The 15,110-nt window shown below is 45.4% G+C and carries 9 protein-coding genes; 3 read left to right on the plus strand and 6 right to left on the minus strand.

Features of this window, described 5'->3' with window-relative positions; translation table 11 throughout:
- Positions 1 to 9: 9 nt before the first annotated feature.
- Positions 10 to 1,377 (minus strand): cytochrome c3 family protein, encoded by a 1,368-nt coding sequence (locus PY091_RS09810; protein ID WP_275649491.1) that lies wholly within the window; start codon positions 1,375 to 1,377, stop codon positions 10 to 12.
- A 235-nt stretch (positions 1,378 to 1,612) separates the two neighbouring features.
- Between PY091_RS09810 and PY091_RS09815 the strand changes: the two genes are divergently transcribed.
- Complete coding sequence (locus tag PY091_RS09815) at positions 1,613 to 1,990, plus strand: SPOR domain-containing protein (RefSeq protein WP_275649492.1); 378 nt, start codon at positions 1,613 to 1,615, stop codon at positions 1,988 to 1,990.
- A gap of 50 nt (positions 1,991 to 2,040) precedes the next feature.
- Here the strand turns inward: PY091_RS09815 and infB are convergent, their stop codons facing one another.
- From infB to rimP, 3 genes are read right to left on the minus strand one after another with little or no spacing between them, the layout of a single operon-like run.
- A complete protein-coding gene (gene infB, locus PY091_RS09820; RefSeq protein WP_275649493.1) occupies positions 2,041 to 4,755 on the minus strand; it encodes a translation initiation factor IF-2 in 2,715 nt (904 codons plus the stop codon).
- A 42-nt stretch (positions 4,756 to 4,797) separates the two neighbouring features.
- Complete coding sequence (gene nusA / locus PY091_RS09825; protein WP_275649494.1) at positions 4,798 to 6,030, minus strand: transcription termination factor NusA; 1,233 nt, start codon at positions 6,028 to 6,030, stop codon at positions 4,798 to 4,800.
- A gap of 12 nt (positions 6,031 to 6,042) precedes the next feature.
- A complete protein-coding gene (gene rimP, locus PY091_RS09830; protein WP_275649495.1) occupies positions 6,043 to 6,504 on the minus strand; it encodes a ribosome assembly cofactor RimP in 462 nt (153 codons plus the stop codon).
- Positions 6,505 to 6,838: 334 nt separating this feature from the next.
- Between rimP and PY091_RS09835 the strand changes: the two genes are divergently transcribed.
- A complete protein-coding gene (locus tag PY091_RS09835) occupies positions 6,839 to 10,243 on the plus strand; it encodes a PA14 domain-containing protein (RefSeq protein ID WP_275649496.1) in 3,405 nt (1,134 codons plus the stop codon).
- Positions 10,244 to 10,270: 27 nt separating this feature from the next.
- Here PY091_RS09835 and PY091_RS09840 read toward each other — a convergent pair whose 3' ends face one another.
- Positions 10,271 to 12,187, minus strand: coding sequence for a propionyl-CoA synthetase (locus PY091_RS09840; RefSeq protein WP_275649497.1), 1,917 nt, complete (start codon positions 12,185 to 12,187; stop codon positions 10,271 to 10,273).
- 241 nt (positions 12,188 to 12,428) lie between these two features.
- Between PY091_RS09840 and PY091_RS09845 the strand changes: the two genes are divergently transcribed.
- On the plus strand, positions 12,429 to 13,523 hold the full coding sequence (locus tag PY091_RS09845; protein WP_275649498.1) for an adenylate/guanylate cyclase domain-containing protein: 1,095 nt from the start codon (positions 12,429 to 12,431) through the stop codon (positions 13,521 to 13,523).
- A 14-nt stretch (positions 13,524 to 13,537) separates the two neighbouring features.
- Here the strand turns inward: PY091_RS09845 and PY091_RS09850 are convergent, their stop codons facing one another.
- Entirely contained in the window at positions 13,538 to 15,049 is a 1,512-nt protein-coding gene (locus PY091_RS09850) for a carboxylesterase/lipase family protein (RefSeq protein WP_275649499.1), read from the minus strand.
- Positions 15,050 to 15,110: the final 61 nt, after the last annotated feature.

The following is a 15,110-nucleotide window of genomic DNA, read 5'->3' on the forward strand; positions in this document are numbered from 1 at the left end:
TTTTAATTCTTAATAGTGACACTTTCCACATTCTAGACCACCCATCATGGCAGCGGTCAATTTTTCCACACCATATTTCTTGGACAATTCCTCATGGATAGCCGTGTAATATTCATTGCCCTCAACCTTAACATTGGTCTCGCGGTGACAGTTGATACACCATCCCATAGTAAGCGGTGAATATTGCTCCACAATCTCCATCTCCTCTACAGGACCGTGACATGTTTGGCACTCTACACCTGCAACGGAAACGTGCTGGGAGTGGTTAAAGTAAGCAAAGTCGGGCAAATTATGTATCCTGACCCACTCCACAGGCTGTGTCTCTCCTGTGTAGCTCTGGTTCTCTTCGTCCCAACCTACTGCTTTATATAATTTTTTGATCTCGCCCGTATAGAACTCATTGGTATGACCTGCAGCCAAATCTTCCGCTGATGGTCCTTCCGGATTGCCGGTGTACTCATAAATGGACTTGTGACAGTTCATACAAACATTCAATGAAGGAATACCTGAAGTTTTGGACACCCTTGCAGATGAGTGACAGTACTTACAATCCACATTGTTGTCTCCTGCGTGTATCTTGTGGGAGAAGTGAATCGGCTGAACCGGGGCATACCCCTGATCAACACCTACTTGCATTAAATACCCATATGCAAAATACGCACTACCCAACAACAAGAAGATCACCGTAACCAAGACCAAGAACTGATTTTGAACAAAGGCTTTCCAAATAGGCAAACGTTTTTCTTTCTCCTGCTCAAGTACAACTCCATTGGCCTCGGCAATCCTACGCAAGGTCTTGTTCACCAAGATCAGCATAATCACCAAAAGACCGAAGACCAACGCAAGGGCACCAAGAATCATCTCATTGGAAATCCCAGAGCTAGCCCCTGTAGCTTCACCTCCGGCAGCAGCGGTAGCAGCAGCGGCAGCTGGTGCAGGTGGCGGCGCGGCAGTATAAGCCAAGATATCATCAATATCCTCATTGGATAATGTTGGAAAAGGGGTCATAGCGGCCTGGTTGTACTCCGCATAAATTTTGTTGGCATAAGAGTCCCCAGAGGAGATCATTGCCGGACTGTTTTTTACCCAAGAATAAATCCACTCCTTATCCAAACCTTCGTCCTCTGCCAATCGAGTCTCTACATTAGCCAATGCAGGACCTGTCATCTTCCTGTCCAAGGAGTGACACGCGGCACAGTTCTGATTGAAAAGTTGTTTTCCGTTGACCGGATCCCCACCAGTGGCATCAGTAGTTTCTTCCGTAGCTACATCAGCGGCAGCTTCGGTTTCTTCCTGTGCATAAAAAGATGTGGAGAATAGTAGGAGAGTTAAACCTAAAACTTTAGAAAATAGATGGCGGTATAAAACCTTTTTCATATTCGTGAAATTTCTATCGAAATCTTTGGTACGATTCTTTCTATTGAGTTTGAGAGCAATAGCTTTTCACCCTACCAAGAGTGGCAACAAAAGTAAGACATACAGTCATTTTTTGAAATGTTAAGGTATTTATAACTTATAATTTATAAAGATTCTAAATAACTTAGGGCGGAAGCGGTTCGATCATAATAATCTACATTTGCAATAAGTATTAATGTTATAACACTGGAACAACATGAAAACCACTGTATTCACGGCAATTTTAATTGGATTGGCCTCACAGATCTCCGCACAGGAGGGACAGGTCTCGATCCAGCAGGACCCACAAATAAATCAATTGGTGAAACTATACACCAACGTGCATGCCAATAGCGGTTATTATCAGATCCAGGTAGGTTTTGGCAACTACGAGAAGGCTCAAGACCTATTGAACCAAGTGGAAATCGATTTTCCCGACTGGTACTCCAAAATTGAGTTTGAATCCCCTACCTATCGTGTTCGTTTAGGCAAGTTCAAAACCAAATTGGAAGCGGAACGCAAATATTTGGAGGTTCGCAAGAAATATCCGGACGCCATGTTATTAAAGCCCGAACAAAGAGAAACAAAGTCATAAAAAAAACCCGCTTTTTAAAAGCGGGTTTTTTTATTTATAGTTTTATCGACTTACAGTTTTTTCTTCACTGCAACTTCTTGGAAGGCCTCTACGATATCACCTTCTCTCACATCGTTGTAATTCTTTATTTGAAGACCACAATCATATCCTTTTGAAACTTCCTTCACATCATCCTTGAATCGTTTCAACGAAGCAAGTTCTCCGGTGTAGACAACCACACCGTCACGGATAAGTCGAATACGGGAATTCCTGAATATCTTTCCACTGGTAACCATACAACCTGCAATGGTACCGATTTTGGATATCTTAAAGGTTTCCCTGATTTCGGCATTACCGGTAACCTCTTCTTTCATTTCTGGCGACAACATACCCTCCATCGCATCTTTAAGATCATTGATGGCATCGTAAATAATGGAGTAGGTCCTGATATCGATTTCTTCCTTATCGGCAATCGACCTGGCATTACCCATTGGTCTCACGTTGAACCCGATAATGATTGCATCGGAAGCACTGGCCAATAGCACATCGGATTCGGTAATTGCACCAACTCCTTTGTGGATAATGTTCACTTGAATTTCGTCTGTGGAAAGTTTCTGGAACGAGTCGGTCAAGGCTTCCACGGAACCGTCCACATCACCTTTGAGGATAATGTTCAATTCTTGGAAATCACCCAATGCGATTCTTCGTCCAATTTCATCCAATGTAATGTGACGCTGTGTTCTCACCGATTGCTCACGTTGTAATTGTGAACGTTTGGCGGCAATTTGTTTAGCTTCTCTCTCGTCTTCCAAGACATGGAACCTATCACCTGCCTGCGGTGCGCCATCCAATCCCAATATGGAAATTGGTGTGGATGGACCAGCAGCTTCAATACTGTTCCCTCTTTCATCGTGCATTGCCTTGACCTTACCGCTACAGGTTCCGGCCAAAACATAGTCCCCTATTTTTAAGGTACCGGTCTGCACAAGTATTGTAGCCACATACCCTCTACCTTTATCCAAGAAGGCCTCTACGACCGTTCCCGTGGCAAGTCTGTCCGGATTGGCCTGCAACTCCAAGAGTTCGGCCTCCAACAATACCTTTTCCAAAAGTTCGGGAACACCTTGACCTGTCTTGGCAGATATATCCTGGGATTGCACCTTACCTCCCCAGTCTTCCACCAAAAGGTTCATTTGTGCCAATCCTTCTTTTATCTTATCCGGGTTGGCCGTTGGCTTATCGACCTTGTTAATGGCAAACACGATCGGTACGCCTGCAGCCTGAGCGTGACTTATCGCTTCTTTGGTCTGCGGCATGATATCGTCATCGGCGGCAATCACAATAATTGCTATATCCGTTACTTGGGCACCACGGGCTCGCATTGCGGTAAACGCTTCGTGACCGGGTGTATCCAAAAATGTTATTTTTTGTCCATCTTCAAGGGAAACTCCATAAGCGCCAATGTGCTGGGTAATTCCTCCACTCTCCCCTGCGATTACGTTCTCTTGACGAACATAATCCAACAAGGATGTTTTACCATGGTCCACGTGACCCATTACGGTAACAATCGGAGCACGAGGTTTCATATCCTCTGGAGCGTCCTCCACCTCATCAATGGTCTCCTCGATTTCAGCGGTTACGAATTCAACTTCATAACCAAACTCATCGGCAACAATGGAAAGGGTCTCCGCATCCAACCTCTGGTTCATGGTCACCATAATACCCAAGGACATACAAGCGGAGATGATCTGTGTCGAAGACACGTCCATCATGGTAGCAAGTTCATTCACGGTAACAAACTCGGTCACCTTCAAGATTTTGCTTTCCAATTCCTGTTGTTCAAGATCCTTCTCCGTTTGCTGACGGTGCTGATCTCTCTTCTCCCTACGATATTTGGCCCCACGACCTTTATTGGATTTGCCCTGAAGTTTTTCCAGGGTCTCCCTTACTTGTTTTTGTACTTCTTCTTCGGTAGGCTCAACCTTAGGTGCGGATGAACGTTGCCCTTTTCTTCCGGCGCCTCCCCTATTATTGCGACCTCCTCCTGCTTGAGGGCCACTTTTTACAATTCTCTTTCTGCGTTTTTTACGCTCTCCCCCGTCGGAAGCACCTCCGCCCTTGCCGGACTTCTGATTTTCCTCCTTCTTCTTTTTCGGTTTTTTGAATTGGGAAAGGTCTATTTTATCACCGGTTATTTTAGGACCGGACAGTTTTTGATAATTGGTCTTTATGGTTCCGGTTCCAACTTCTTCGGAACTCTCTTTGGCTTCTTCCTTGACCTCTGGCTTTTTTTCCTCGGCCTTCTTTTCAGCTTCAGCGGGAGCCTCTGGCTTCTCTTCCTTCTGAACTACCTTTTCCGGCTCGGCCTTTGGAGTTTCTTCCACCTTTTTAGGCTCTTCCTCCTTAGGCTTGTCCTTCTTATTGTCCAAGTCGATTTTGCCTACGGTCTTTGGTCCGGACAACTCTGCCTTGGCCTTAACGACCTGTTGTTCGGCTTCCTTCTTTTCCTTGGCCAATCTACGCTCCTCCTGTTCTTTCTCCATTCGGATGCGGATGGCCTCCTTTTCTTTTCGCTTTTCCTCTCCAACTTCCTTGGAAGCGACCTTTTTACTCTTATCCGTCTGGAACTCATCCAACAGAACTTGATACACTTCATTGGATATTTTTGTGGTAGGACGTGCTTCCACCTCATGCCCTTCCGAGGCCAGGTAGTCGACCGCTCTATCCAGTGAAATGTTCAATTCTCTGAGAACTTTGTTAAGTCGTATTGTTGGATTATCTGCCATAAATTATTTTACTTGCCCTAAATTTTCGCTGCTAATATAAGCCTAATCTTCAAATTCTTCTTTGAGGATGCGAACCACTTCCTGGATTGTTTCCTCTTCTAGATCGGTTCGCTTCGCCAAATCTTTAACATCTTGCTCCAAAACGCTGCGTGCGGTATCCAATCCAATTTTCTTGAATTCGTCTATTACCCAGCTTTCGATCTCATCCGAAAACTCGGTCAACTCCACATCTTCCTCAACGCCTTCACGGAACACATCTATTTCGTAACCAGTCAATTGACCAGCCAAACGTATGTTGTGCCCACCTCTACCGATAGCCTTGGAAACTTCCTCCGGCTTTAGGTAAACTTGAGCTGTTTTTTTCTCATCGTTCAATTTGACCGAGGACACCCTTGCAGGACTCAATGCCCTGGTCACCATAAGTTGCGGGTTGTTGGTCCAGTTGATCACATCGATATTTTCATTGCCCAACTCTCTCACGATTCCATGGATCCTAGATCCTTTCATACCCACACAGGCCCCTACAGGATCGATTCTATCATCATAGGAATCCACGGCAACTTTAGCCTTTTCACCAGGAATACGGACCGCCTTTTTAATGGTGATCAGTCCGTCGAACACTTCCGGTATTTCTTGGAAGAACAATTGCTCCAAGAATTTCGGTGATGTCCTGGACATTATGATCGCTGGCTTGTTTCCTTTTAATTCAACACTTTCAATGATTCCCCTAACGTTATCCCCTTTACGGAAGAAGTCGGATGGAATCTGCTTTTCTTTTGGGAGGATGATTTCGTTGCCCTCATCATCCAACAAGATTACCGCACGATGTCTGATATGATGAACCTCTGCCGTGTAGATCTCACCTTCCAAATCCTTGAACTGCTTGTAAATAGTCGTATTATCGTGTTCATGGATTTTGGAGATCAAATTCTGGCGCAAGGCCAAAATCGCTCTTCTACCAAGATCGACCAACTTTACCTCTTCAGAAACGTCCTCACCTACCTCAAAATCCGGCTCTATCTTCCTAGCTTCGGACAAGGAAATCTCCTCGTTAGGCTCCTCAACTTCACCATCTTCAACAACCACTCGGTTTCTCCATATTTCCAAATCCCCTTTGTCCGGGTTAATGATAATATCAAAATTGTCGTCAGAACCAAATTTTTTCTTGAGCGCACTTCGGAACACTTCTTCCAAAATCGCCATAAGGGTCACCCTGTCAATAAACTTATCGTCCTTGAATTCCGAAAAGGATTCGATGAGCGCTAGGTTTTCCATTTTCTACTACAATTAAAATTTTAATTTAACTTTTGCCTCTTGAATATCAGAAAATGCGATTTCCTGCTTTTTCTGCACTGTAACTTTTCCTTTACCCACGGGTTTGGGCTCTCTAGCCTTCCACTCCAAGGTAATACTATTTGTCGAGGTTTCGACCAATGTACCCTCCAATTCACCGGAGTTGGTCCTCACCTGTAATTTTCTTCCTATATTTTTATTGTACTGACGCGGTAATCGTAATGGGGATGTGGCTCCGGCAGAGGCAACTTCCAAAGAAAAATCCTCTTCCTCGCGATCAAGATTGTGCTCAATTGCACGGCTTATATCCATACAATCTTGCAGGCTTACCCCTTGATCTCCATCCAAAATAACCTTGATGCTGTTATCGCCACCTACGGTAAAATCCACAAGGAACAGGGAAGAATGCTCTTCCAAAGCCTTGTTCAACAATGATTCCACTTCATCCTTAAACATAAGAAACCAGCAATAAAAGAGGGGACTCAAGGTCCCCTCATGAATACTTTTATATCCGTTCAGTGGTGCAAATATACGACAAATTATATCGCTTGTGCAACCCCGGACGAACAAAAGTAATACGCCCCTTTCTATTTTTCAGCGGATTACCATTTTTCCTGTTTTAACAGTCAACTCCAAAGGATATATCCAAGGCCAACAGCCCTGCAATTTCACAGGCCGTGCATCATTCTAACAGTATTGTGAGGTTAACCTTGGTTTTACTGCCTTTCACAACATTTATTTTGAACAGGCCATGCCCCGACTAATTTTGCGGAAGAATCAATAATACCACATGGGCACAACCTCCCTCTTCAGCAAGAAGATGAACCATTTCCCCAAAGGCTGGATGCTGATCTTGGCATTTTTTCTTTTGGGAACATTCCTTTCATTTTCCCAAACCACAATATGGAGTGAAAACTTCAACTATACCAACAATACGGCCAGTGGCACCGCTACGGGCCCCTCGAGGTCCTCATGGACACTTAGCAATTCAGGAAGACTCAATATACAGAACAATCAAATAGAGGGAACCAACCTGGATTCAGAAAGCACATTTCTTATAGACCCTATCAATATATATGGATATACCTCGGTAAACTTCAGCATGGATGTGTCCTCGGTCGCAAATCGTATGGACCAGGGTCAGGATTATTTTATTGGTGAGTACAGAATAAATGGAACAGGCGGATGGACCCAGTTTGAAAATGCATCGGGTGACAGTCCCGGAGACCGCTTAGACCCTTCCTATACCGTCAATTTGCCCACATCGGGAGCCACATTGGAAATCAGGGTCAGGATGTACAACGACCAGAACAATGAAAGTTATTACATTGATAATGTACAGGTAGTCGGTAATTTGGACCTATGTAACGGTGAAGTGGATTTTGAGTTTTATGACAGCTCCCCTTCAGGTAGCACAGTGGACAATATTCCCACGGTCGGATATATTGGTTCGGGCACCTATACCAGTTTCAATGTGGATAACCTACAAAACCAAGAAGACCCCGGCGACACCGACAACTTCAGTATTCGGTACTCAGGATACATTCAAGTTGACACCCAGGGGTCATATACTTTCTACACAACTTCGGACGATGGTTCCAAACTTTACATCGACGGCAATCAAATTGTTGATAACGATGGAGCACACGGATCACAGGAACGGTCTGGAACAGTAACTTTGACCACTGGTTTGCATGACATCACAGTGCTGTTTTTTGAAAATGGTGGAGGCGAAAACCTATCTGTCTCCTATCAAGGCCCCTCCATTTCCAAACAGAACATTCCCTTTTCAAAATTGTACTCTACCTGTAGTGTAGGGTCGGCCGACCTTGATGGGGACGGCGTAGATGATATTACGGATATTGATGATGACAACGACGGTATTTTGGATGTTGATGAATGCGCCGGATTAGGGGGCAACTTTGTCCAAACGGCCACCAATCTTCAAAACTTTACCGATGCATCCAATGCCGAAGGCGACCCTGGCACAACATATGCATACAACTCAACTACCACATACCCAGGCCAGTCCATCATATCCTTCCAATTTTCACAGGTAATCCCCATTGGCACCACCGTCAGCGTATTTTTGAGCGCAGACCCAGCGGTATCTGATTCGGATATGCAGATTCAATATGACAATGGAAACTGGTTGGCCAGCGCAAACGCCATTCCATCCGGCTCCATTACAGAGATCACCTTTAATGTAAGCCAGAGCAATTTTCAATCTTTTCGGGTTATGGCATATCAAATTGGTGCCCGGGTGCACGGAGCCAGTTATGGAGGCACTGTTGATTGCACAACTGTGGATACGGATGGAGATGGCATCCCCAACTATCAAGATTTGGACAGTGACGGGGATGGGATACCCGATAATGTGGAAGCACAGACTTCATTGGGTTATATAGCACCTTCGGGAATAGATGCCAACAACAATGGACTTGATGACGCCTATGAGGGAGGTGGTCTGACCGCTGTCGACACTGATGGCGACGGCACTCCTGATTTTATGGATGCCGACAGTGATAATGACGGAACTCCGGACACAACTGAAGCCGCCCTTACCCTTTCAGGCTCCGATAGCGATAACGATGGACTGGACAATACTATGGACACCACTACAGGTTATGACGACCCAGGAGGAACCATTGATAATCCAATGAATACGAATGGTGGATCTTTGATGCTTCCAGATTCGGATGGGGATGCAGCATCGGGTGGAGATTTGGACTTCAGGGATGATACGGTTAACGATTCAAATCCGCCTTCCATTACAGCGACTGGGGACCAGATTTTTTGCCCAGGAGAGACAATCTCTGTTGTTGAAAGTGTATCCATAACAGATTCGGACAGCAGTACTTTGGATGCGGTATACATACAAGTAACCTCCAATTATGATGTTTCCGGTGATGTGCTTAGCCTAACAGGTACACACGCCAACATTACGGCCAGCTGGGACACGTCCGAAGGTAGATTATTATTGGAAGGGCCAGCAACCTTGGCAGAGTTTGAAGCCGCTATTAGTGATGTGGTTTTCCAAACAACGGCAACGGTTAGTTCAGGTGATACCCGTACTTTTTCCATTGTTATGAACGAGGCCAATTATTTGGAATCGACAGGACACTATTATGAATACGTCCCTTCTCTGGGAATAACATGGACAGCGGCCAGAGATGCAGCTGCCCTACGCACATTTTATGGCCTACAGGGATATTTGGCCACCATTTCCATTCAGGACGAATCCGATCTTTTGGGGTCGCAAGCTCCCGGTGCCGGGTGGATCGGTGCCAGCGATGCTGCTACCGAAGGAGACTGGTACTGGGTGACAGGACCAGAGGCGGGCACCCTGTTTTGGCGAGGAACCGCCGGCGGAACCGCTTTCGCCTATGAATTTTGGAACTCAGGGGAACCCAACCAATCAGGAGACGAAGATTATGCACATATTACAGCACCTGGTGTAGGGCTACCCGGGTCATGGAACGACCTTTCGAACACGGGAGCCGCAAGTGGCGATTATCAACCAAAAGGATATCTAGTGGAATACGGGGGCATGCCCGGCGACCCTCCGTATCCGGATTTGGCGGCCACTACCACGATCACAGTGGAAACAACCGCTCCCACTGCAACTGCACCTGCACCTATTTCAGTGAATTGTTCGGCCGACATCCCTTCACCGGATGTGAATGTAATTACAGATGAAGCAGACAATTGTGACCCTTCACCAACGGTAACCTTTATAAGCGATGTAAGCGATGGGGGCAGCAACCCGGAAATTATTACCCGTACGTATAGGGTTAGCGATGCGGCGGGAAACAGCTTGGATGTGGAACAGACCATTACGGTAGCACCCTTCGCAATCACAACTCAACCTGTTGACCAAACCGTTGTGGTGGGCAACAATGGAAGCTTTACAATCTCAGCAACGAATGTCGACACCTATCAATGGGAAGTCAGTACGGACGGTGGAAGTAATTTTGTTCCCCTTGCTGACGGTAGCGAATACTCAGGAACATCCAGTTCCACATTAACGGTTACAGCACCCGATTCATCAAAAAATGGATATATATACCGAGTACAGGTCTCCAATTCAGCAGCTAGTTGTAGTCCTCTTGTCTCCGACCAAGCTACATTGACCATGAAAGCCGGCAGGGTAATCACCAACAGGGGAGTAACCTACCGAGTAAATAAAAATTAACGGGATATCTTTCGAAGAACAGGCCGATCAAGCCTGTTTTTCGAAAGAACCTACCATTTGTTCTTTGAACAAATCTTCTATTTCTTTCAATATTTCGGGATCATCGATGGTGGATGGCACAGCAAATTCCTTACCATCTGCAATGGCCCGTATAACCTTGCGCAATATTTTCCCCGATCGGGTCTTTGGCAAGCGGTCGGCAACCAATACTTTTTTCAATGAGGCCACAGGACCTATCTCCTTTCGGACATCGGCTACCACTTCCGACTGCAACTGAAAGCTCTCAATGGTCGCTCCAGTTTTTAGGACGGTAATAGCCAAAGGTATCTGTCCCTTTAGATCATCTTCGATGCCCACCACACAACATTCGGCCACATCGGGATGCTTAGCGACCACCTCTTCCATTTCTGCCGTAGACAAACGATGGCCCGCAACGTTTATAATGTCATCCACCCTACCGGTGATGAACACATAACCATCTGGATCGATATAACCTCCATCGCCTGAAAAATAATAGCCATCGAACTTGGTCAGATAACCCTTCACAAATCTTTCGGTATCTCCCCAAAGATTGGGCAAAGTTCCGGGAGGCAAGGGCAATTTTATAGCCACATAGCCTTCTTCGCCCGGATCGGATTGACTTCCATCTTCACGAAGTATCTGCACATCATATCCACAAACGGGTTTGGTAGCGGAACCTGGCTTGACATCGAATTGCTCCTCAAAACCCATCATATTGGCAACGATAGGCCACCCTGTTTCCGTCTGCCACCAATGATCGATTACAGGTACGTTGAGTTTTTCACCTGCCCAGTTCAAGGTCGACACATCACATCGCTCCCCTGCCAGGAACAGATATCGAAGCCCGCTCATATCGAATTGCTTTATAAATTCCCCTTTGGGATCCTCTTTTTTTATTGCCCGGATGGCGGTTGGAGCGGTAAACATCACTTTTACCTCATGATCGCTTATCACACGCCAAAAAGTGGAGGCATCGGGGGTTCGGACCGGTTTTCCTTCAAAAAGGACCGTTGTGCAGCCATAGATCAATGGTGCGTATACGATATAACTGTGCCCTACGACCCATCCCACATCGCTTGCGGCCCAAAACACCTCACGGGGATTGACTCCGTAAATATGTTTCATACTATAATGCATGGCCACGGCATGGCCTCCATTGTCACGTATAATGCCCTTGGGTTTCCCTGTGGTTCCGGAAGTGTACAGAATATACAGTGGATCGGTGGCATCTACCTCAATGCACCTAACAGGATCGGCAATTTTCATTAGGGTAGCGTAATCAATATCATTTTCACCGTCTGGACGTGCAGCCCCTAACCTTCTGTTATAGACAATCACATTCTCGGGAGAATGTGCCGCCATTTTTATGGCCTCGTCCACCATAGGTTTATATGGAATAATACGATCGACCTCTATACCCGAAGTGGCGGTTATGATCAACTTGGGTTTTGCATCATCTATCCGAATGGCGAGTTCATGAGGGGCGAAGCCTCCAAAAACCACGGAATGTACGGCACCCAGTCGAGCACAGGCCAGCATGGAGACAACGGCTTGGGGAATCATGGGCATATAAATAATGACGGTATCACCCTTTTCCACTCCCAAACGCTTCATACCCCCTGCCAAGCGGCTGACCCTATCACGTAGTTCCAAATAGGTAAATTTCTCAATCGTTTGCGTAACAGGAGAATCATAAATCAATGCAGTATCGTTGCCCCGTCCATTCTCGATATGGGCATCCAAGGCCAAATAAGAGGTATTGAGTTTCCCGCCCTTGAACCAACGGTAAAAGCCCTCAGCATCCTTTGTCAGTGCTCTTTGCGGCTTTTGGAACCAATTGATATGGGCTGCCTGTTCCATCCAGAAGTTGTCAGGGTCCTTGATGGAGCGATTGAATTCCTGTGCATAGTTAATCTTCGCCATCGTTATGTAGTTTGAATAGTTTATTTGTGCATGTTTGATTGTAATAGTTCAGACATCAACATTTTCAAGCGACTGGAAATGAAACTTTTGAACCTACAACTCGTCTAAAGTAGTGATTTATCCAAATGACCTATTGAATTATGTCGCTAAATTGATATATCTCACCTGCCTTATCATCATCCCCACAAAGTTTTGATATCCGAGCATTAGGTTAATTCCATTTTCACGCTACCTTTACCCCATGGCCCTATTTTCGAATCCAAGGTTTCGTTACCAACTAAAGCGTATTTTACCCTTTGGCATTATTTGGCTGGTATTGAGCTGGTTTGTCTTGCTCATTGAGTCCATGGCAATGGGTTACGAAAACCAACGTCCAGAAACGGACATAACGGTAACTTGGAACATTTTTCTGTTCGCCTCACTTGCTGTTTTCTTGGTAGGACTGGCTATGGGGGCCGTGGAAATACTCTGGTTGGGCAAACTGTTCAAGCACAAACCTTTCTGGCAAAAAATCCTGTACAAGATGGGGTTTTATCTCTTGTTCATGTTGCTCATCAATCTCATCACCTTCCCGATTGCGGCAAGCATTGAGTTGCGTACATCCATTACGGACGAACAAGTCTGGCACAAGTTCTCCAATTATATTATAAGTTCAACTTTTTTGAGCACTATGGTCTCCTTGTGCTTTAGCATACTGGTTTCCCTGCTCTATTCAGGCATAAGTGAACATCTCGGGCACAATGTATTGCTCAACTTTTTTTCCGGCAAATATCATCGACCCAAAGAGGAATCGCGCATTTTTATGTTTTTGGATATGAAATCCTCGACCTCATTCGCCGAAGAATTGGGCCATAAAACTTATTTCCGGTTCTTGAGTAACTATTACAATGAACTGTCCGATGCCATTGTTCAGTATCAAGGGGAGGTCTACCAATATGTTGGGGATGAAATCGTGGTTACCTGGAAAAAGGATGAAGGTATCCAAAACCACAATTGCCTTCAATGCTTCTATGCCATGAAACAAAGTTTACTCAACAAATCTTCCTATTTTAAAAAGACCTATGGTGTTGTTCCCACTTTCAGGGCCGGGGTACATTTGGGCCAAGTGACCACAGGGGAAATCGGAGCCCTGAAAAAGGAGATCTTTTTTACAGGGGACGTCTTGAATGTTACGGCCCGAATCCAAAAGCTCTGCAAACCCATGGGCCAGGAAATCATTGTTTCCGAAGAATTGGCCCAACAATTGGAAAAAGAGGGAATCCGTTTCGAATCCCTTGGAAATATGGAATTGGAGGGACGAAAAAAATCGGCAGGATTGTTTGCTCCAAAAGTATGACCGGCAAACTCAAATTAATCTTTCGATAGAAAGCGGAATTCCTCCAAATATTTAGTTTCCGAATCTATTGCATTGGTTTCAAAGGTCAAAAGCTTGCCGTCTTCCTCTTTGTAACGGCTCCATTTTGGCAGGCCCTTACCATTTGGATCTCCCGTTTTGGCAAAATTAACCCAATAGGCAGACATTACGTTCTCCAGCTCGCGTTCCTCAGATTTCCATGGCCGCTTCCATTGATCGAGCGTATGTAGGGCAAATGGCACTTCAGAAGTGTGGAATGCCCCATAATTGGGAAAACCAGGTTTATCCGTGGGTACATGTGTGAATTCATATAGCCAAACTTCCTTTTCCATGTATTTTGCGAGTAGATAGGATGGTTGAGCTGCAAAGCTCAACAAGTTCATTTTTTGTTGTGATCGAAGTGCTGACTCATCCGTTTGAGCGGGGAACAATTCTAAAAATTCATCCGACCGTTCGCCAAATTGCCTTTCCGCCATGTTTTTGAAACTCTCCTGCGTTACCTCACCTGTGGGCAATAGGGCCGAATCCCCGGTAACCCACCCCGTTAGAACCTTCACTTGGTTATGATTACCATTTTTAAAATGTTGCATTAAATCCTTGGGCAAAAAATAATCATCGAGCACTACCCCGAATCTGCCCAATTCCGGATCATTGCTCAACTCCTGTAATTTGGAAGCGGGCATTTCCCTTAATTCAGCTAGGGAAGATGCATTTGCAGATTGCATAAATCTGACTCCCTGTGATTCCGCAGCAGACAGATCCTGCATTAAACGACCACCCAAAATCCCACCGCTCTGACATATGGCCTTGTTAAAATAACCGCTAGCCAAAGGTGATGCAATTTGTGCATTGACACTAAAGGACCCTGCGGATTGACCAGCTATGGTCACATTGTTGGGATCTCCCCCGAACGCGGCTATATTATCCTTTATCCATTTCAATCCTTGCAACTGGTCCATAAATCCATAGTTGCCCGAAGCGTTCTCACCCGACTCTTGGCTCAACTCAGGATGTGCCATAAACCCGAACACCCCTACCCTGTAGTTCAAACTCACGAAGACAACACCCTGCTCCGCCATTTGAACACCATCATAGATATCGCAATTGGCACTACCTGAACTCAAACCCCCTCCGTAAATCCAGACAAAAACAGGCAACGGTTCATCATTGTCCTTTTCTGGGGCCCAAACATTCAAATACAGACAATCCTCACTCAATGGTTCCGGTTTGGCAATAAATTCCTCTGTCCAGCACAAAAAGGGTTCAGGTGTGTTTTGGATAGGGCTTGGTCCAAAATCCTTACATTCCTTAATCCCCTTCCAATCCATAACAGGCTGTGGTGCCTTCCAACGGAGTTCCCCCAATGGAGGAGCTGCAAAGGGAATACCTTTAAAGATCCGGATACCATTTTGAGCATATCCCTCAACCTTTCCATTTTGGGTATCTACAATGGTCTGCGCATACCCCACTGAGGATGCCATTAAAAAAAGAAGTATCAATTTTTTCATCGGGCAAGTATATCGTTTAGTTGTTTTCAGTTGTGCTTGATAGTGGAAAAGATAAGGCTTT

Source organism: Flagellimonas okinawensis, from assembly GCF_029194005.1.
In the GTDB taxonomy this organism is placed as follows: Bacteria; Bacteroidota; Bacteroidia; order Flavobacteriales; family Flavobacteriaceae; genus Flagellimonas; species Flagellimonas okinawensis.

Bases quoted from the DNA above. Each gene is read 5' to 3' on its own strand.
- PY091_RS09810 (WP_275649491.1), bottom strand. From the start codon at position 1,377: ATGAAAAAGGTTTTATACCGCCATCTATTTTCTAAAGTTTTAGGTTTA.
- PY091_RS09815 (WP_275649492.1), top strand. From the start codon at position 1,613: ATGAAAACCACTGTATTCACGGCAATTTTAATTGGATTGGCCTCACAG.
- infB (WP_275649493.1), bottom strand. From the start codon at position 4,755: ATGGCAGATAATCCAACAATACGACTTAACAAAGTTCTCAGAGAATTG.
- nusA (WP_275649494.1), bottom strand. From the start codon at position 6,030: ATGGAAAACCTAGCGCTCATCGAATCCTTTTCGGAATTCAAGGACGAT.
- rimP (WP_275649495.1), bottom strand. From the start codon at position 6,504: ATGTTTAAGGATGAAGTGGAATCATTGTTGAACAAGGCTTTGGAAGAG.
- PY091_RS09835 (WP_275649496.1), top strand. From the start codon at position 6,839: ATGGGCACAACCTCCCTCTTCAGCAAGAAGATGAACCATTTCCCCAAA.
- PY091_RS09840 (WP_275649497.1), bottom strand. From the start codon at position 12,187: ATGGCGAAGATTAACTATGCACAGGAATTCAATCGCTCCATCAAGGAC.
- PY091_RS09845 (WP_275649498.1), top strand. From the start codon at position 12,429: ATGGCCCTATTTTCGAATCCAAGGTTTCGTTACCAACTAAAGCGTATT.
- PY091_RS09850 (WP_275649499.1), bottom strand. From the start codon at position 15,049: ATGAAAAAATTGATACTTCTTTTTTTAATGGCATCCTCAGTGGGGTAT.